This is a genomic window from Pleomorphomonas sp. NRK KF1 (genome assembly GCF_023721755.1).
GTDB lineage: Bacteria > Pseudomonadota > Alphaproteobacteria > Rhizobiales > Pleomorphomonadaceae > Pleomorphomonas.
In genome coordinates this window covers 67,159-84,805 of the sequence record NZ_JAMDLH010000010.1, presented here as the reverse complement: position 1 = coordinate 84,805, position 17,647 = coordinate 67,159, and the positions used below count along the sequence as shown (strand labels likewise).

Sequence of the window (17,647 nt, the reverse complement as noted above, 5' to 3'; positions counted from 1 at the left end):
AACGACCGCACATGAAAGCCCTGACCATCGCCGCCACCGGCATGAAGGCCCAGGAGACCAACGTCTCGGTCATCTCCAACAACATCGCCAACATGCGCACCACCGGCTACAAGAGCCAGCGCGCCAACTTCCAGGATCTGCTTTACCAGACCCTGCGCCGGCAGGGTTCCACCACGTCGGACGCCGGCACCCAGGTACCGGCCGGCGTGCAGCTCGGTTCGGGCGTTCGCGTGGTCGCCACGCCGCGCAACATGACGCAGGGCGACCCCGAGGCCACCGGCAACGACAAGGACATCGCCATCCGCGGCGAGGGCTTCTTCCAGATCAACCTGCCCGACGGCCGCACCGCCTACACCCGCGATGGCGCCTTCGAACTCGATTCCACCGGTACTCTGGTGACCGCCGACGGCTACACCGTGCAGCCGGCCATCACCGTGCCGCAGAACGCCAGCGACCTCACCATTTCCAACACCGGCCAGGTGCAGGCCAAGATCGGCAACGCCACCACGGCCACGGTGCTCGGCCAGATCGAGCTCGCCCGTTTCGTCAACAAGAACGGTCTCGAGCCCATGGGCGACAACCTGTTCCTCGAGACGGCGTCGAGCGGCACGGCCCAGACCGGTAACCCCGGAGATGCCGGCTACGGCACCCTGCTGCAGAGTTACCTCGAGTCCTCCAACGTCGAAGCGGTGAACGAACTGTCGTCGCTCATCTCGGCCCAGCGGGCCTACGAGATGAACTCCCGCATCATCACGGCCGCCGACGAGATGTCCCAGACGACGTCCAACCTCGGCAAGTGAGGCAAGACCATGATGCCCGCCATCGTCCTTAGGATCGTCCTTGCCGCCGCGCTTGCCACGCTGGCAGCCGGCTTCATTGCCACCCACCAGGCCGCGGCGGCCGAACTCCGCCCGCGCGTCGAGATCGACGCCGCCATCGTCACGCTCGGCGATCTGTTCGACGGAGCGGGCGAGCTTGCGGACCGCGCCGTGTTCCGGGCGCCCGAGCTCGGCGTCACCGGCGCCCTGCCTGCCAACGAAGCGGTCAAGGCCGCCGTCGCCGCCGGCCTCGCCGTCGACCGCCTGCCGACTTTTGCCAGCGTCACCGTCGTGCGCCGCGCCGTCACCATCGACGATGCCACGCTCAAAGCCCAGGTCGCCGACGCCGCTGCTGGCCGGCTGGGCGCCACCGTCGACACCATCGACGTGACCCTGGACGAGCCGGTTGCTCCGATCATCGCCGCCACGACCGCCTCGACGCCGATCGCACTTGCCGATTTCGTCCTGCAGCCGGCATCCGGCCGCTTCAGTGCCACCTTCACCGTCGATGTCGGCGACGGCAGCCACTCGGTCTCGCTGACCGGCCGCGCCGTCGAGACCCTGGCCATCCCCATGCTCAACCGGCCGATCGACCGCCGCGCCGTCATCCATGCCTCCGACGTGACGATCGTCCGCATCGAAAAGCGTCGCGTGCCGGGTTCGGCCGTCATCGACGCCGACGAGATCGTCGACATGGCCGCCAAGCGGCCGCTCCGGGCCGGCGAAGTGATCGCCAACTCCGACGTCGAGCCACCTCGAGTCATCATGCGCGGCGACCTCGTCACGCTCCAGTACACCCGCCCCGGCCTGACCCTCTCCGCCCGCGGCCGCGCCCTCGCCGACGGCGCCAAGGGAGACATCGTCTCCGTGCTGAACGAGCAGTCCAAGCGCACCATTCAGGGCATCGTCACCGGCGCCGGCATCGTCTCGGTCACCGCGTCGAGCGCCCCGGCCGTCGTCAAGACGGCAATGAACTGAGCCAAACCGAGGATCTTCAGATGCGTTTGTCCACCACCCTCGCCATCGCCCTCCTCGGCATCGGCCTTTCCGCCTGCGGCAGCACCATGGATCGCCTGTCTCAGGTCGGTCAGACGCCCAAGCTGACCGCCATCGAGAATCCCACCGCCCAGCCCGGCTACAAGCCGGTGCAGATGCCGATGCCTACCGTGCAGCCCGTCGCCTACAGCCCCAACTCGCTATGGCAGTCCGGCTCGCGCACTTTCTTCAAGGACCAGCGGGCCCGCAATGTCGGCGACATTCTCACCGTCAAGGTGGACATCTCCGACAAGGCAGCCTTCGACAACTCCTCGGAGCGCTCGCGCGCCTCAAGCGACTCGACCGGCGTCGGCGGCGCGCTTGGCACGGCGATCGACAACATCATCATGCCGGCGGGCATGGCGGCCAGCGACATCGCCTCGACCACCGGCGCCTCGTCCTACAAGGGAAGCGGCACCATCGACCGGTCGGAAAGCCTGTCGACCAACGTCGCCGCCGTGGTGACCCAACTGCTGCCCAACGGAAACCTCGTCATCGAGGGCCGTCAGGAAGTGCGCGTCAACTACGAGATCCGCGAACTGGTGGTGGCCGGCGTTGTGCGACCCGAGGACATCGCCGCCGACAACACCATCGAGAGCACCAAGATCGCCGAGGCCCGCATCTCCTACGGCGGCCGGGGCCAGATCTCCGACGTGCAGCAGCCGCGCACTGGCCAGCAGGTTCTCGACATTCTCCTGCCGTTCTGACGACACGCCCATCGGCTCGCGCTCCCCAAGCATCCCAAGCGAGCCGTATCGCCGAAGGACCGCTCCCCAATTGGTCCGAGGCGATCCCGCCGGCCCCTTCCCAAATCCGGGCCGGCTTTCCCCGAGCGGCGCGACCTCCCTTCCCAAGTCATCACGGAGGTCGCGCCCAGGCGGCATCATCCGATCTGGAAATCGAGCCCCACCGCTCGACGCGCACACGAAAAAGGGGCATCCGCCAGGACGCCCCTTCATCATGTTCCCGGAAGGCAAGAGCCTTCATTCGTCGCGATAGACTTTCTCGCGTCGCTCGTGACGCTCCTGCGCCTCGATCGACAGCGTGGCGATCGGGCGGGCGTCGAGGCGCTTCAGCGAAATCGGTTCGCCGGTTTCCTCGCAGTAGCCATAGGAGCCATCCTCGATCCGCTTGATGGCCGCCTCGATCTTGGAGATCAGCTTGCGCTGGCGGTCGCGCGCCCGAAGCTCGATCGACCTGTCGGTTTCCGACGATGCCCGGTCGGCGATGTCGGGAAGGTTGGTGTTCTCGTTCTGAAGGTTCTGGAGGGTCTCCTTGCTTTCGCGCAGGATGTCCTCCTTCCACTGAAGAAGTTTGCGCCTGAAGTATTCGCGCTGGCGATCATTCATGAACGGCTCGTCGTCGGACGGCCGGTAGTCATCCGCAAGCTCAATCGACATCGACGGTCCTCACACACCACGAAGGCGGGCGGAATATAGCTATCTGACCTCCACCCTACAACGGCAAATGCAAGAAAATCACCAAACCTTGTAGGGATGGCGTTTACCATTACATATCAATCGATTAAGCCAAACGCACCGTTGGCGCTGCCCGTCGCGGCGCCTCAGCTCCGGAAGTAGCCGAGCTTTGCAAGCTCCACTTCGGCCCTGAGAGCGATGTCCTCCATCAGCTCGTCGAGGCGTGGATCACCGGTCGCTTCGGTCTCGTCGAGAAGGCTCAGGATCCGGGCGATCGCCTCGCCCGAGAGCTGCCCCGAGAGCAGCCCGATGCGAATCTCATCGAGACGATCAAGAAGGTCGCGCCCTCGCTTCACCGCCTTCCGCTTCTTGCGCGGCGCGTCGGCATCGACCGCCTGCAGGGCGATGAGAGCGTCGAGCCCGGCCAACGCGTGGGTCGCCGTAGCGGTGGCCGTCTTCGGAGCCCCACCTTCGGACTCCGACGGCAGCGCGAACCCCGACCCATCGGTTCGCTTTGTCTGCGACCCCGAGGAAACACCCCCGAGGCGGTTCGGACCCTGAATGCGCATCGATCGTCCTTTGAAGCTGACCCGGCAGTTTCGACCTGCCAAGGTTACCGCTTCCCCACTCGCCCGGCAAGAAATGCCGGCTCGAAAACGCGAGCAGCCCTCTACCCCACGGCCGAGCGCAAAGATATTCGATAAAAATCAACAGCTTAGATAGATGCCGCTTCAAGTTGAGAGTCTGGCACGACGATTGCGAATTCCCCGTCGGGAAGCCGTGTCGGGAAACACGGGGATGATGACAATGCGGATTAGGATTCTCGGCGCACTGGGCGCCCTCATGATTGGCCTGATGAGCGTCGAAGCGGCGATGGCTGCCTCGCGCATCAAGGACATCGTCGATGTCGAGGGCGTTCGCGAGAACCAGCTCATCGGCTACGGCCTTGTCGTCGGCCTGCAAGGCACCGGCGACAGCCTCAACAACTCGCCTTTCACCAAACAGAGCCTGCAGGCGATGCTGGAGCGCCTCGGCGTCAACGTGCGCGATTCCACCATGCGTACCGCAAACACGGCCGCCGTCATGGTCACCGCTAAGCTGCCGGCCTTCGCCGCCCAGGGCACGGCCATCGACGTGACCGTCAGCGCCCTCGGCGACGCCAAGAACCTTCAGGGCGGCCAGTTGCTGGTCACGCCGCTGATGGGCGCGGACGGTGAAGTCTACGCCATCGGACAAGGCGCGATCGCCGTCGGCGGCTTCGACATCCAGGGCGAGGGAGCCAAGATTTCCCGCGGCGTCCCGACCCAGGGGCGCATCAGCAACGGCGCCGTCATCGAGCGCGAGCTGCCGTTCAAGCTGGCCGACCTCGGCGCCGTCCGCCTGTCGCTGCGCAATCCCGACTTCACCACGTCGCGCCGCATCGCGCTGGCCATCAACGACCTCTACGGCGCACCGGTCGCCGAGCCGACCGATCCGTCCACGGTTCGTCTGTCGATGCCCCCGAAATTCAGGGGCAACATCGTCGACCTCCTCACCGACGTCGAACAGCTGATCGTCGAGCCGGACCTGCCGGCCAAGGTGGTGGTCGACGAGGCCACCGGCATCATCGTCATGGGCCAGGAAGTGCGCGTGTCGACGGTCGCCGTCGCCCAGGGCAACCTCACCGTGATGATCACCGAGGACCCGCAGGTGTCGCAGCCGGCGCCCCTGTCGGACGGTGAAACCACCGTGACGCCCCGCACTCAGATCCAGGTCGCCGACGGCAAGGAGCACCAGCTCGCCGTCGTCCGCTCCGGCGTGACGCTGCAGGAACTGGTCGACGGCCTCAACGCGCTCGGCCTCGGCCCGCGCGACCTGATCTCCATCCTCCAGGCCATCAAGGCGGCCGGCGCGCTGCAAGCCGACGTGGAGGTGATGTGATGGAAGCGAACAACCTCACCTCCGTCGCCACCGCCTTCGCCTCGAAGACCTACTCGGGCATGGACAAGAGCGCCGTGGCCAAGAAGGCCCATGAGGTCGCCGCCGACTTCGAGTCCGTCTACGTCGCCGATGCCTTCAAGGCGATGTTCAAGGATATCTCCGTCGATCCGCTGACCGGCACCTCCAACAACTCCAACGAGACTTGGCGCGACATGCTGATCGACGAGTACGCCAAGGATTTCGTCAAGAAGGGCGGCATCGGTATTGCCGACGGCATTGCCGCGCAGCTGATCAAGATACAGGAAGGGCACCTCGGATGAGCCTAGCGTTGCAGGAGAACCGCCCGAAGCTCGTCACCAGCCCGGAAATCGCAGGCAAGCTGGTCGAGAAGCTCGGCTCCGCCATGGAAGACCTTCTCGTGCTGCTCCGCCAGGAGACGGCGCTGGTCAAGGACGGCAAGCTCCGTCAGGCCGGCGAGCTCGCCATGGACAAGGAAGAGAAGGCTGCCCTCTACACCCGCCTGATGCTCGCCGCCCGCGACGAGATCGAAACGCTCAAGGCCTACGTGCCGGTCGAGACGGCGGCGCTCCTCAAGCGCCACGAGCTGTTCCGCTCCGAGGTGCAGATCAACCTCGCCGTACTCGACACGGCCCGCGACGTCGCCGAGGACATCCTGCGCACGGTGGCAAACGAGGTCGGCCGGGCCGAGACACCTTCGGTCTACGGCCGCAGCGGCCACCCTCAGGCCGCCTACGCCGTGAGCGCGCGCGGGGTCGCCATCAATCGCAGCCTCTGACGCTTGAGGGTTGGGCCGGGCCCGTCCACGCGCTTCGTGCTGGGCCCTGCCCTTCCGGTGCGGGCGGAGAACGGCACCACCACTACGTGTTGTTGCGAATTGTCAGTCTTTCCATGGCGGCGCCGCCGTTTCTTTCGCTCTTTGTTAAGACTTGGGCCCTTATCTGGACCGGCCGGAGGAGCGACAGCCCGTACTCTCCCACACAACTCGACCATCCTAAAAACCTGCGGAAAACGCCGGATCGATAAAACTTTACCGATTTCCTAAACGCCGCCTTTATTTCTCGATGCTAACGTCCTTTCCAGGCGAACCCTATGGGATTCGCACGAAAGGACTTAGGTCATGGATATCGGCAGCGTGAGACCGGTCATACCCGGCATGAACGCGCCGGTGCCGAGAGCGCCGGCGGCGGCGGAACAGGCGGCAAGCACCGACCTTCCGGTTGGGTCGGCTGTCGTCAAGACCGACGAAACGGCCCGCCCCGGCAGTGACACGCGCGGTGGCGCCAATCAATCTCAATCCTCCGTCTATTCATCAAACCTCAAGTCCACGGTGACCCGGGACGAGGAAGCCGATATCATCGTCTATCGCCAGATCGACAAGACGACGGGCGACGTCGTCGACCAGATTCCCGACGAAAGCCGGCTGCGCCTCAGGGCGATGATCAACGCCTGGACCGAGGCGGTGCAGAGCCCGACGACGTCGGCTGCGAGCACCTTCGTCTAGGAGGGCGCGGCGCGCCTACGCGAACAGCACAGAGCCCATAAACAACAAAAAGGCGCCTCCTGGGCGCCTTTCTCAGTTCCAGGGAATCTCCCCTCGCCTACTCCTCCTCGGCCTGCCCACGCAGCCCCTGCGCCAGCGACCGGTTGATGGAGATCAGCGCCGACAGCTTCTCGGGCGACGGATCGTCCATGATCTCCAACGTACGCTTCAGGACGAACACGGTGAGATTGCCGATGTTCTCCTTGATCGCATCCGGCAGCGGATTGCTGTCGTCTGTCGCCGACGTGCCGAGGATGGTCCAGAGCTTGCGGTTCAGCATCAGGGCTTCCGCAACGGCACTCTCGTCATATGACCAGTTGTCCTTGAACGACTGCAACTGAGCCGCCGCCTTGAGCAGCAAGTGCGCTTCCAGCTGGCGCGGACCCAGTGTCGTCTGGACCCGCTGGTACGCCGACGCTCCATACCCGTTCATCGAACAAACACTCCCCGGTGTTTTCGGGCCTGTTGGCCTACCGGCCAGGGCCTGTTATCAGTCCACCCCGCCATGCAGCAGCCATCGGCCCTCATGATGGGCGGCTTCGTTCGCCGCGATCCGGTGTCCGGAGACCCGGTTCGAACCGGCTCCTCCATTGTCACAACTAGACACCCATCACGGTTAACAACTGGTTTCCCTAAAGAAACTTAACAACAAACGAAGTTAACGACTCGCAAATCTGCTTCGCTCCGGAAACAAAGCAAGAATTTCTTCAACCAGGAAAAGAAAAAGGCGGACCTTTCGGCCCGCCCTTGTACTTCTCTTGCGCTTTCGACCCAGCTCTCAGCGGAGAAGCTGCAGCACGTTCTGGTCGGCCTGGTTAGCCATGGAGAGCGAAGACGTCGCCAGCGACTGCCGGGTCTGCAGCGCCACCATATTGGCCGCCTCTTCGTTCATGTCGGCCAGCGTCAGGTTGCTGGCGCCACCCTGCAGGGTGTTCATCATCTTCTTGGTGAAGTCCTGGCGATTCTCGACGACCGAAAGATTGGAGCCGAAGGTCGACGCCTGGGCGCGGACCTGGGTGATCGCCGCCTTCACGTCGTCCAGAAGCGAGTCGATACCGCTATCGGTATCGAGATCCTTGGCCACCATGGTGGTCGGCAGGCCGAGCTCGGTGGAGTCCACCGACTTTCCATCTTTCACCTGAATGTCGATCGACGAGGTGCCGGTCTCGTTGAAGGTGATCTTCAGCTTGTCGCCGCGCAAAAGGTTGACACCGTTGAACGAAGCGTCGTCGGCCATCTTGTCGAGCTGGTCACGCAGAACGTTGAACTGGTCCGCAAGCCCGGAACGAACCGAGTTTCCGTCCACCACCGAACTGTCGCTGCTGTCGCCCGTAGCCTTGCCGGACGTGTCGGTGCCCTGCACGGTCAAATCCTGAGTCGACAGGTTCTGAATGCGCAACTTACCGTCGTCGTTGGAGGCCTTGATGACCCCCTTGGTCGTGGCGTTGTTGTTGATTTCGGCAACGAGCGTGTCGATGGTCTTCATCACGACGAGCGCCGCATCCGTCGTACCGGCGACGCTGGTGACATCCGGCGTCGCCGAGAAGATATCGGCGTCGGCGCCGGTAACCTGAAGAGCGCCGGCATTGGTCGTGGCGCCCTGAATCTGCAGCGTCGAGCCGGGTCCGATGACCGCTTTGAACTTCGAGCCAGCCGATGCAAGCTGGTTGTTGACGTTCTCGACCGCCGTCGTCACGTCAGAACCGGTCGTGGAGTCGAGTGTGATGGCGACACCGTTCACCGAGAACTCATACTTGCCGGACGCGCCGCTCACGTCAGCCGCGCCACCCGTCAGGAAGTTCGCAATGTTGCCGGTCGTGGTGATATCGCTGTTCACGGTGTCCTTGGCCTGCAACTGCAGGGTACCACCGACCAGCTTGGCTTCCAGCTTGCCATTGAGATCGCTACCGGCGATCGCCTGGTTGATCGTGGTAACGACGTCGGTCGCATCCGTGTTGGCCGCATAGTCGCTGAGAGTGACGGAGACCGATTTGCCCTGATAGGTGATCGTCGACACGCCGTTACCGGTAATGGTCGCAGCTCGGGCATTCGTCAGATCGACGGCGCTGTTCAACGTCGCCTTGGCCGCCGTCGCAGCCGGAGCCGTGTAGGCGGCATTCGAAACCACCTTTTGGCCGGACGCGGTCGTGGTCAGATCGATGGTCGGGGTGGACGTTCCGAATGCGCCACCGACCAGGGTCAGCTTTGCTGCACCGGGGGTCAGCGAAACGTTGGCCGGCGAGAGGGTATAGGATGCAGTCTCGAAGGTCTTGTCCTGGCGGGCCTGCCGCAGCGTCGACTGCATCGACTCCAGCGTCTTGGTGATCGAGGTCAAGCCGTTGTCCGCCGCTTCCAGCGTCTTCACGCCGTTGTTCATCGAGTCCAGCAGGGCATCGAGTTCGCCGGCTCGCGAGTTGAGCGAGGACGCGGTGAAGAAGTTGGTCGGATTGTCGAGGGCCGTGTTGACCTTGTTGCCGGTTGCCAGACGATTTTGAGTCGTCGCCATCAGCTTGGCGGTGTTCTGCAGAGACAGAAGATTCTGGCGAACTGCCTTGGTCAGATTGATGTCGCTCATTTCTGCATCCCACTTCCTTGGGGCTGACGGGTTTCTTTCACCCCGAAAACGAACCGGACCTGACCGTCGACCATCCATGTTGGGAGGACGCGGCGGTGCCTTTCACGTGGGAGTTAACACCCGACATGGTTAACAAAAAGTTTCTCAGTCGCGTTTTGCAACGAAGCGGAATTAATTCCGATAAACTCTTGTTAACCGGCGCAAAATCGAACGGCGCCTGCCGGCAAGGCGCGTGAGCACGCCCCACCTGCCCGGCAACCGGCGAATCCGGATGGACAGCCGCCTCCCGGAGTCGGGTCGGACCAAAACGACGTTGATTCTATTGAACTTCTCGCACAATCGCAGGCCAAACCGGCCAACAAGGGCGCCAACGCCGCGAGATCTTCCGCCCGGGAAAGCGAAGCAGATCGTTAAGAAAGCAGAAAGAAACGTTTTCCACCTCGCCAGACGCGTGGGCGCAAAAAAGAAGGGGCGGGCCTTCTGGCCCGCCCCAACTTCTGTCGTATGATTCGGCCAGACTTGGCGTCAGCGGAGAAGCTGCAGCACGTTCTGGTCGGCCGAGTTGGCCATGGAGAGCGAGGAGGTCGCCAGGGACTGGCGGGTCTGCAGCGCAACCATGTTGGCCGCTTCCTCGTTCATGTCGGCGAGCGTCAGGTTGCCGGCGCCCGTCTGCAGAGTGTTGATCATGTTCTTCGAGAACTCCTGGCGGTTCTCGACGACCGACAGGTTCGAGCCGAAGGCCGAGGACTGCGAACGGACCGTGTTGAGGGCCGTCTTCACCTTGGCCAGGGTGGCGTCGATGTCGGTATCGGCATCCAGGTCCTTGGCGGTCAGCGTGGTGGGCACGCCGAGCTCGGTCGAGTCGACCGACTTGCCTTCCTTGGCCAGGATATCGATCGACGAGGTACCGGTCTCGTTGAACGTGATCGTCAGCTTGTCGCCGCGCAGCAGGTTGATACCGTTGAACGAAGCGTCGTCAGCCAGCTTGTCGAGCTGGTCGCGAAGTTCGTTGAACTGATCAGCGAGGCCCGAACGAACCGAGTTGCCATCGATCGTCGCGCTGGAGCTGTTGCTGCCGGTGATTTGACCCGCGTCGTTGGTGCCCTGAACCTGCAGGTCCTGGGTCGACAGGTTCTGGATGCGCAGCTTGCCATTGTCGTTGGAAGCCTTGATCAGTCCCTTGGTCTCGCTACCGTTGTTGATTTCGGCGACGAGCGTGTCGACGGTCTTGAGCAGGGTCAGCGCGCTGTCCTGCGTGCCGGCGACGCTGGTGACGTCGGCGGTGGACGAGAACAGGTCGGCATCGGTTCCGGTGATCTGAAGGGCACCGGCGTCGGTGGTGGCGCCCTGGATCTGGATCTTGCTGCCGTTCGCGACCGCCTTGAACTTCGAGCCAGCCGTCTCGAGCGTGTCGTTGATGGTCTTGAGGGCAGACGTCAGCGTGGTGTCGGTCGAGTCGAGGGTAATCGCCGTGCCATTGACGGAGAACTCATACTTGCCCGAAGAACCGGCCGTGTTGGTGGCGCTAGCCGTGGCTGCGGTGCCGAAGTAGGCGGCAGCAATGCCGGCATCCGAGCCCGTGAAGTCGATCGCGCTGTTGTCGTTGCCAATAGCCTCGATCTTGACGCCCGTTCCGGCCGTGTTGTCGCTCGCCTGCAGCTTATCGGCGAGATCGCTTCCTGCGATAGCCTGCTGAATCTCCGACGCGATATCCGACGAGTTCGTGCCAGCGGCAGAACCAATGGACGACAACGTCACCGAGACGCTCTTGCCGGCATAGTTGATCTTGAGTGTACCACCGGTGATGGCGGTCGCAGCGTCAAGATCAATGCTGCCCTCGGCCTTAGCCTTGGCGGCAGTGGCCGGAGCCGCGTAGTTCTGGTCGGAAACGACCTTCTGGCCCTTGCCCGTCGTGGTCAGATTGATCTCGGGGGTGTCGGTACCAAAGGCGCCGCCGATCATCTTCAGCTTGTCGCTGCCGTTGAGGGAAACATTGGCCGGAGACAGGCCAAACGATGCCGTCTCGAAGGACTTGTCCTGACGGGCCTGACGCAGCGTCGACTGCATCGACTCGAGAGTCTTCGTGATCGAGGAGAGGCCGTTGTCGGCGGCTTCGATGGTCTTGATGCCGCTCGCCATCGAATCCATCAGGTTACCGAGATCGCTGGCACGAGAGTTCAGCGACGCGGCCGTGAAGAAGTTCGAAGGATTGTCGAGGGCTGAGTTGACCTTGTTGCCGGTGGCCAGCTTGTTCTGCGTCTTCGCCATCATCGAGGCGGTGCCCTGCAGCGTGAGCAGGTTCTGACGGACGGCCTTGGTCAGGTTGATATCAGACATTTTTTACATCCCATTCCTTGGGTGAACTCATCTTCCCCTTTCTGAGGAAGTGCGCCGACCCTAGCGCCCAGGTGTTGCCGAGGCGTTAATGGATTGGTTCAAATGCCGTTTCGACCGTCGAATTTCGCGCAAACAAGACTTTGGTCGCAGAGGCCGCCACGTGCCGGCCGGATAAAAGGTTAATGACGGAAAACAGAAGATTCGGCCGCATTTTCGGGCTGTTCCCGTCTTTTCTTCGCGCCTTGAACAGCTATTTTTAACGAATTGGACGTTATGATTCTCAAATTGCAACGAGCAGCTCCCTGGGGCATCCACGAAAGACACGCGCATGGTCGACATTTCCCTGACGAAATCGCTGCGCAGCACCGTCGCGACGCTGAACTGGGTGAGCGAGGAATCCGCCGCCGCCAACCAGCGTCTGACGAGCGGCGTCAAGATCCAGTCGGCGCTCGACGACCCCAGCACCTTTATTTCAGCCAAGAGCCTGTCATTGCATGCCGCAGCGCTCGACAAATATCTTGAGCGCCTGGATCAGGGGCTCGGCGTCATCAATGCTGCCGACAACGGCCTCTCGTCGATCAGTGACAGCATCAACACGTTGAAGGGCGTGGTCACGCGGGCCGCCGCCAGCAAGGACGCCTTCGAGCGAGCCGACCTCGTCAAGGAATACAACGACATCCTCGACAAGATCGTCGATACGGCGAAGGACTCTTCCTACAACGGCAAGAACCTGCTGCTCGGCGACGGCAACGATCTGACGCTTTTCCTGTCGACCGATCAGAACGAGTCCGTCACGATTGAAGCGGTGGACTTCACCGATCTTCTCAATACGCTCGGCCTCAAGAAGCTCGACGAGGGCAAGCTTGCCACCTACGAGACGAAACTGACCGACGGCGGAGCCCCCGCCAAGCCGCTGAAGACGACCAGCAAGCTCGTCGAGTCTCCGGAGTATGCCGTCGGCGACGAGATTGCCGTCAAGGATGCCTCCGGCACCATCATCAGCACGCTGAAGATCACGGCCGACACCACGGCAGGCGACCTGGTCACTGCCCTTTCCCTGCCCGACAAGGGGCTGCGGGCCACGCTCGGCAGCGACGGCGTTCTGAACGTCGAGTCGGCAAACAAGATGACCGTCGACGTCACGCGCGCCGCCGACACGATTGCCTCGGCCGGTGCGCCTCCCTCCGCGACGACCGCCCCGCTGATGATCGGCGCGACGCCTGCCACCGGAGCCGACCTGTTGACGGCAACCGGCCAATACAAGGAAGGCGACGTTATTTCCATCCGCCAGGGGAACACCGTCGTCGGGTCGCTGACGGTCGGCGCCGCCACGACGGTGGGCGATCTCGTGAACGCGTTCAACGTTCCCGCGTCAGGCCTCAGCGCCACGCTGGATGCCGCCGGTGTCATAACGATCGATTCCGCGTCGGCGGCTTTCGCAATCGACAAGTCTTCGATCTCGGCCGACCTGACCACGGCCACGGCTTCCGCCTGGGTGAAGCGCACAGACGCCGAGGACGCGCAGCAGACCGTCACCGACGCTCGTCACGCCGCCGAAAAGCACGCCACGAACATCGGCATCGGTCTGACTCTTCTGAAGAGTCGCGCCGAATATGTCGGCAGCTTTTCCGACATACTCGGCGCGACCGCCGAATCGATGCGCGCCTCTGACAAGAACGAGGAGGCCGCCATCATGCTGGCGCTCGATACCCAGCAGCAGCTTGCCATCAGTTCGTTCTCGATCACCCAGACCGCCGACAACGGGATTCTCCGCCTGCTCGGCAGCAAACTCGGCTGACCCCCAGACAGGATTGCGAAGAGATGACCCTCAAGGTTGAACTGAAGCCCGGCGAGCGCATCATCATCGGCGAGTCGATGATCACCAACGACGATCAGCGCACCCGTCTTTACATCGAGGGCAATGCCCCGATCCTGCGCGAGAAGGATATCCTGACCGTCGAGTCCGCCGACACTCCGGCCAAGCGGATCTATCTCGCGGTGCAGCTCATGTATCTGTCGCGGGAAGTCACCAAGTTCCAGGATAACTACTTCTCGCTCATCCAGGACATCATGCAGGCCGCCCCGAGCACCATCCCCTACGTGACCAAGATCAGCAACCACATCATCGCCGACCAGCTCTACAAGGCGCTAAAGGAAGCCCGCGCGCTGATCGAGCACGAGAGAAAGATCTTCGCCGCCCTCCAGCCGGCCGCCATGGCCGTCGAGGAAAAGTAACCCCGCCCATCGCGACAAAGCCTCGAAAACAAGCCGCCGACCAGGTCATCACAACCTGATCGGCGGCTTTGTCGTTCGGGCCGTGGCCCTCGCCTACTTCATGTAGTTGAGCAGGCTGAGGTTGTTGAGCAGCATCGACGTGGTGTAGCTCGCTTCCATGCGGGTCTGCAGCGTCAGGATCTGCGCCGTCAGCTCTTCCTTGTTGATGCCCTCGACGCCGTCGAGCATCACCTGCAGCGTCGTCTTGGAGTTGATCTGTCGCTCGGCCGCGCTCTTGGCGACGTTGCCGGACACGGCGACCTCCGTGTGGATGTCGGTCGGCTTCTGGCTTCCGTCGGCGAAGGCCAGAACGCCGTCGACGCGCGAGGCCAACGCCGAATAGCGGGCCTTCTCGACCTTGAGGTTCTGTTGCCGCTCGGCATCGGTCGTTGCGTTGGGATCACCCAGCGTGCCGGCCTTCGGATCGAATTCGGCAATGGTCATGACGGCGAGCGAGCGCACCATGTCGGCATAGGCCGACTCGTTGGCGCGAACGCCGTAACCGACGTCGATGTTGCTGTCGACCCGCGCGATCACGTCGTTGCGCGGCGAGGTGGCGCTGTCGCTGGGATCGATCGTCGCGTTGTAGCCGACGTACCACTCGACCGTGTCGGTGTCCGTGCCGTCGCGCAGCCCCGTGGCGGTGGCCAGCTGACTGTTGTCGGTGGGATCGGCGACATCGACCCGCTGCGGCTTGCCGCCGCCGGCGGTGTCGAAGAAGGTCTCCGACGCGCGCATCATCGAGGCCGCCTGGAAGGTGGTTTCCGTCTCGATCTTCAGGCTGTTGTCGAGACGATCCATGAAGTTGGCGGCCGTCGCCGCGGTGTCGACGGTCGGAGGCGTGGTGCTGGTATCCTGGGCGATGGTGAACTGCCCCTCGCCGGGCGGGCTGGTCAGCGTGGCCGTCAGCTTGACGGTCGACTTGGTACCATCGGGGTTCTCCAGCTCCAGCGACACGCTGTCGCCGGCCTGAAGATTGGCGCCGAACTGAACGCCATAGGCGGTGTTGACGGTGTTGCCGGCACTGTCGAGGCCGGTGGTCGGCGTCACCGAGATGTGGGAGGTGTCTGTCGTCGAGGCCGACGCGGAGGCGATCTTGTAGCCGAACTCGGCCGAGGGCGGCGTGCCCTGACGGGTGATCGTCACGGTATCGGGGGTCGCCACGGGATTGTCCAGTTCGAGGCGGCCGAGCTTGCCCGTGCCGAGGTCGGCCGTGTAGCGCTCCGCGACGACCTTCTGCAGCCCGTATTTGCTGCCGGTGCCGTAGAGCATCTCGTTCATGTTGACGACGGGCTTGGTGTCGGTGGTCTTGCCGGACATCAGGTAGCGGCCGTCGGCCTCGGAGTTCAGAAGGCCGATCACCTCGTTGAGGGCGATCTTGGCGCCCTTCTGTCCCGTGGTGGTTCCGGTGGAATCGATGTTGTAGGTGTTTGGGTCGATGGCGGCCGACGCCTCGCTGGGAATATCCTCAAGGCGGCTCATGGACTTGTCGAGCAGCGAGATGCGCATGTTCAGAACGTCGGTGTTCTGCAGGTAGCCGTTGATCTCGGAAATCTTCGAGCGGAAGGTGATCGATTGCGTGCGCCCGGCGCCGAGCGTGCCGTAGGTCGCCGCCTTCTGCCCGGTACCGAGCTGGCGCTGCATGTCTTCCAGCTGCTCCCGCATGGTTGACAGAAGCGACATGTTGGGGCTGACGAGCACATTGTTGATCGGCATGGCATCCTACCCGTGTTCAGGCGGCATCCGGTCGCCTACTTGAACGTGTTCATCAGAACGTCCATCAGCTCCTGCGCCACGGTGAGCACCCGGGCGTTGGCCGAATAGGAGTTCTGAAGCTGGATGAGCGTCATCAGCTCGGTGTCGAGATCGACCGCGCGGCTGTTGTCGTAACGCTCCTTGAGGTTGGAGGTGACGACCTTCTGGCCGTCGGCGACATTCTGGGCGTCCTCGACGAGGGCGCCCTGGGTGTTGACGACCTGCGACACGAGGCCCTCGAACGTGCCCCTGAACGGCGTCGTCGCCGAGCCGATGCCGATCGAGGAGGAGTAGGAGTAGACGCGGCTGTCGAGCGCATCGAGGATAGCCTGCGGCCGCGTACCGTCGCCCGACAGCGTGCTGCCGCTGTATTTCACCGTCAGCGACGGATCCGCCACCACCTTCGGATTGACCGAAATGCGGGCGGCAAGGCCGGTGATGGTGTCGGTGCCGTTGGTGAGGCCGGTGTAGGGCTTGCCGGTGGACCCATCGAGAAACAGCGGGAACTCCTGGTAACCCGACTGCTCGGTGGGCGAGGAGATCTCGCCGGTCACACTACTGATGCTGCCATGGCTGGCCGGCACCGTCGTCGCATTGATGGTGACCGAGGTCGCGGCGCTCGGCGGCGCGGGCAGCGCCGAACCGGAGAAGTCGGTGCCACCGGTCGCCGTGTTGAGCGCAGCCGCGATTTGGGCGCCGATGTCGGTGCCGCTCGTGAGGTCGAGGCCGACGACGGTGTCGTTGGGATCGGGCGTGAAGCCGTTGCCGGGAGCCGTGCCGCCATTGTAGGCGACGAAGGTGAGCGTGCCCTTGGTGCCGGACGCGTCGACATACTCGACCTTGAGGGTGTTGCCCTCGGTGAGGCCCGAGACGTCCAGCGTGTATCCGGCCGTGCCGGCGCCACTCACGGCAGTGCCCGAGGCCTGGCGCGTCGAGGTCGCCTTCGACAGCGTCGCGGCAATGGTGTCGAGCTGGGCCTGCGCGTCGACCAGCGTCTCGTCGCGCAGTTCCTTGTAGGCGGCGATCTTGCCCGAACGGATCGATCCGCTCTTGAAGAGATCGATGCCGGCGCCGGGACCGTCGGTGATGGTGATGGTGCCGAGCGAACGCTTGCTGTCGTCGGTCGAGTAGGCGCGCGATGCGTCAACCACGCCCTGCTGGTCGAAGTTCAGCGTCACCGGCTCGTCGTCGTAGAGCTGTGTCCCGTCCGACAACGCGATGGAAACGGCCCCACCGATCTGGTCGCTGACGCGGATGTCCATGTATTCGGACAACTCGTCGATGGCGGCGTCCCGCTTGTCCTGCAAGCCGGCGGTGCTGTTCGTACCACCCGCGCCGACGGCAACGATCTGCTTGTCGAGTTCGGAGACGGTCTGCAGCAGCGAGTTCACGCGGCTGACGGCATTGGCGATGTTGGACTCCGCCTCCTGGCGCAGCGACTGCACGTCGCCCGACAGTTGGTTGAGGCGGCTGACGAGGTTTTGCGAGGCGGACACCGCGCTGCCCTGGATCGCCGTGTCGCCCGGGGTCGTCGCCAGTTTCTGAAGCGTGGCCGTGAAGTTGCTGTAGACCGAGCTCAGCGAACTGGCGCTGTTGGGCGCGCCCCAATAATTGTCGAGCGCCGACAGCGCGGTGACGCGCGTATCGGCATAGGCGGAGTTGGCGGTGGACATCCGCCACTGCTTCTGCACGAGAAGATTGATCTCGCGCGTGACCTGGTTGGCCTCGACACCGTAGACGCGCGAGTTGGCGACCTGCGCCGTCGACGACATCGTCTGGCGGCTGTAGCCGGCGCTCTTGGCGTTGGCGATATTGGCCGACGTCACGCCCAGTTGTTGCTGGGTCGTCCTGATGCCGGACAAAGCCGTGGAAAGGGCACTCGATACAGCCATATCCGTCTCGCAATCGACGATGGTCGCGGATTGGGGAGGCGGCCGTCACGCAGCAGGTGCGG

Annotated in this window: 16 protein-coding genes; 9 read left to right on the top strand and 7 right to left on the bottom strand. The window is 63.4% G+C overall.

From position 1 onward, the window contains the following. Positions 1-11 precede the first annotated feature (11 nt). From flgG to flgH, 3 genes are read left to right on the top strand one after another with little or no spacing between them, the layout of a single operon-like run. The gene (flgG, locus tag M4J39_RS20830) at positions 12-800 is read left to right on the top strand and encodes a flagellar basal-body rod protein FlgG (RefSeq protein ID WP_251730417.1); all 789 of its coding nucleotides are present in this window, start codon (positions 12-14) and stop codon (positions 798-800) included. Between the two features lie 9 nt (positions 801-809). Next, positions 810-1,796: a flagellar basal body P-ring formation chaperone FlgA gene (flgA, locus tag M4J39_RS20825; RefSeq protein WP_251730416.1), complete on the top strand. Its 987-nt coding sequence runs from the start codon at positions 810-812 to the stop codon at positions 1,794-1,796. A 20-nt stretch (positions 1,797-1,816) separates the two neighbouring features. Beyond that, positions 1,817-2,560, top strand: coding sequence for a flagellar basal body L-ring protein FlgH (gene flgH, locus M4J39_RS20820; protein ID WP_251730415.1), 744 nt, complete (start codon positions 1,817-1,819; stop codon positions 2,558-2,560). 276 nt (positions 2,561-2,836) lie between these two features. Here the strand turns inward: flgH and dksA are convergent, their stop codons facing one another. Both dksA and M4J39_RS20810 read right to left on the bottom strand, forming a co-directional pair. After that, positions 2,837-3,253 (bottom strand): RNA polymerase-binding protein DksA, encoded by a 417-nt coding sequence (gene dksA, locus M4J39_RS20815; RefSeq protein ID WP_100078724.1) that lies wholly within the window; start codon positions 3,251-3,253, stop codon positions 2,837-2,839. Positions 3,254-3,417: 164 nt separating this feature from the next. Beyond that, positions 3,418-3,840 carry a flagellar assembly protein FliX gene (locus M4J39_RS20810; protein WP_251730414.1) on the bottom strand — a complete coding sequence of 141 codons (423 nt, stop codon included), beginning with the start codon at positions 3,838-3,840 and terminating at the stop codon, positions 3,418-3,420. A 274-nt stretch (positions 3,841-4,114) separates the two neighbouring features. On the opposite strand from M4J39_RS20810, the gene M4J39_RS20805 reads away from it, so the two are divergent. The 4 genes from M4J39_RS20805 to M4J39_RS20790 all read left to right on the top strand — a co-directional run bounded on the left by M4J39_RS20805 (position 4,115) and on the right by M4J39_RS20790 (position 6,713). Beyond that, positions 4,115-5,191 (top strand): flagellar basal body P-ring protein FlgI, encoded by a 1,077-nt coding sequence (locus M4J39_RS20805; RefSeq protein ID WP_371875493.1) that lies wholly within the window; start codon positions 4,115-4,117, stop codon positions 5,189-5,191. After that, positions 5,191-5,511, top strand: a complete 321-nt coding sequence (locus tag M4J39_RS20800; RefSeq protein WP_251730412.1) for a rod-binding protein — start codon at positions 5,191-5,193, stop codon at positions 5,509-5,511. Before M4J39_RS20805 ends, M4J39_RS20800 begins: the two co-directional genes overlap by 1 nt. Next, on the top strand, positions 5,508-5,987 hold the full coding sequence (locus M4J39_RS20795; RefSeq protein ID WP_251730411.1) for a flagellar protein FlgN: 480 nt from the start codon (positions 5,508-5,510) through the stop codon (positions 5,985-5,987). Before M4J39_RS20800 ends, M4J39_RS20795 begins: the two co-directional genes overlap by 4 nt. Before the next feature lie 342 nt (positions 5,988-6,329). Continuing rightward, positions 6,330-6,713, top strand: a complete 384-nt coding sequence (locus M4J39_RS20790) for a flagellar protein FlaG (protein WP_251730410.1) — start codon at positions 6,330-6,332, stop codon at positions 6,711-6,713. 97 nt (positions 6,714-6,810) lie between these two features. On the opposite strand, the gene flaF is transcribed toward M4J39_RS20790, so the two are convergent. From flaF to M4J39_RS20775, 3 genes are all read right to left on the bottom strand, one after another. After that, a complete protein-coding gene (gene flaF, locus M4J39_RS20785) occupies positions 6,811-7,185 on the bottom strand; it encodes a flagellar biosynthesis regulator FlaF (RefSeq protein WP_251730409.1) in 375 nt (124 codons plus the stop codon). Between the two features lie 345 nt (positions 7,186-7,530). Next, positions 7,531-9,327, bottom strand: a complete 1,797-nt coding sequence (locus M4J39_RS20780) for a flagellin (protein ID WP_251730408.1) — start codon at positions 9,325-9,327, stop codon at positions 7,531-7,533. A gap of 525 nt (positions 9,328-9,852) precedes the next feature. Beyond that, a complete protein-coding gene (locus M4J39_RS20775; protein WP_251730407.1) occupies positions 9,853-11,664 on the bottom strand; it encodes a flagellin in 1,812 nt (603 codons plus the stop codon). Positions 11,665-11,992: 328 nt separating this feature from the next. Between M4J39_RS20775 and M4J39_RS20770 the strand changes: the two genes are divergently transcribed. Continuing rightward, complete coding sequence (locus M4J39_RS20770) at positions 11,993-13,462, top strand: flagellin (RefSeq protein WP_251730406.1); 1,470 nt, start codon at positions 11,993-11,995, stop codon at positions 13,460-13,462. 23 nt (positions 13,463-13,485) lie between these two features. After that, positions 13,486-13,899: a flagellar biosynthesis repressor FlbT gene (gene flbT / locus M4J39_RS20765; protein ID WP_251730405.1), complete on the top strand. Its 414-nt coding sequence runs from the start codon at positions 13,486-13,488 to the stop codon at positions 13,897-13,899. Positions 13,900-13,992: 93 nt separating this feature from the next. Here flbT and M4J39_RS20760 read toward each other — a convergent pair whose 3' ends face one another. Both M4J39_RS20760 and flgK read right to left on the bottom strand, forming a co-directional pair. Beyond that, positions 13,993-15,654 (bottom strand): flagellin, encoded by a 1,662-nt coding sequence (locus M4J39_RS20760; protein WP_251730404.1) that lies wholly within the window; start codon positions 15,652-15,654, stop codon positions 13,993-13,995. 35 nt (positions 15,655-15,689) lie between these two features. After that, positions 15,690-17,585, bottom strand: a complete 1,896-nt coding sequence (gene flgK / locus M4J39_RS20755) for a flagellar hook-associated protein FlgK (RefSeq protein ID WP_251730403.1) — start codon at positions 17,583-17,585, stop codon at positions 15,690-15,692. Between the last annotated feature and the right edge of the window lie 62 nt (positions 17,586-17,647).

Bases quoted from the DNA above. Each gene is read 5' to 3' on its own strand.
- M4J39_RS20775 (WP_251730407.1), bottom strand. From the start codon at position 11,664: ATGTCTGATATCAACCTGACCAAGGCCGTCCGTCAGAACCTGCTCACG.
- flgA (WP_251730416.1), top strand. From the start codon at position 810: ATGATGCCCGCCATCGTCCTTAGGATCGTCCTTGCCGCCGCGCTTGCC.
- M4J39_RS20795 (WP_251730411.1), top strand. From the start codon at position 5,508: ATGAGCCTAGCGTTGCAGGAGAACCGCCCGAAGCTCGTCACCAGCCCG.
- flaF (WP_251730409.1), bottom strand. From the start codon at position 7,185: ATGAACGGGTATGGAGCGTCGGCGTACCAGCGGGTCCAGACGACACTG.
- flgG (WP_251730417.1), top strand. From the start codon at position 12: ATGAAAGCCCTGACCATCGCCGCCACCGGCATGAAGGCCCAGGAGACC.
- M4J39_RS20760 (WP_251730404.1), bottom strand. From the start codon at position 15,654: ATGCCGATCAACAATGTGCTCGTCAGCCCCAACATGTCGCTTCTGTCA.
- M4J39_RS20770 (WP_251730406.1), top strand. From the start codon at position 11,993: ATGGTCGACATTTCCCTGACGAAATCGCTGCGCAGCACCGTCGCGACG.
- M4J39_RS20805 (WP_371875493.1), top strand. From the start codon at position 4,115: ATGATTGGCCTGATGAGCGTCGAAGCGGCGATGGCTGCCTCGCGCATC.
- flbT (WP_251730405.1), top strand. From the start codon at position 13,486: ATGACCCTCAAGGTTGAACTGAAGCCCGGCGAGCGCATCATCATCGGC.
- flgH (WP_251730415.1), top strand. From the start codon at position 1,817: ATGCGTTTGTCCACCACCCTCGCCATCGCCCTCCTCGGCATCGGCCTT.
- M4J39_RS20810 (WP_251730414.1), bottom strand. From the start codon at position 3,840: ATGCGCATTCAGGGTCCGAACCGCCTCGGGGGTGTTTCCTCGGGGTCG.
- dksA (WP_100078724.1), bottom strand. From the start codon at position 3,253: ATGTCGATTGAGCTTGCGGATGACTACCGGCCGTCCGACGACGAGCCG.
- M4J39_RS20800 (WP_251730412.1), top strand. From the start codon at position 5,191: ATGGAAGCGAACAACCTCACCTCCGTCGCCACCGCCTTCGCCTCGAAG.
- M4J39_RS20790 (WP_251730410.1), top strand. From the start codon at position 6,330: ATGGATATCGGCAGCGTGAGACCGGTCATACCCGGCATGAACGCGCCG.
- flgK (WP_251730403.1), bottom strand. From the start codon at position 17,585: ATGGCTGTATCGAGTGCCCTTTCCACGGCTTTGTCCGGCATCAGGACG.
- M4J39_RS20780 (WP_251730408.1), bottom strand. From the start codon at position 9,327: ATGAGCGACATCAATCTGACCAAGGCAGTTCGCCAGAATCTTCTGTCT.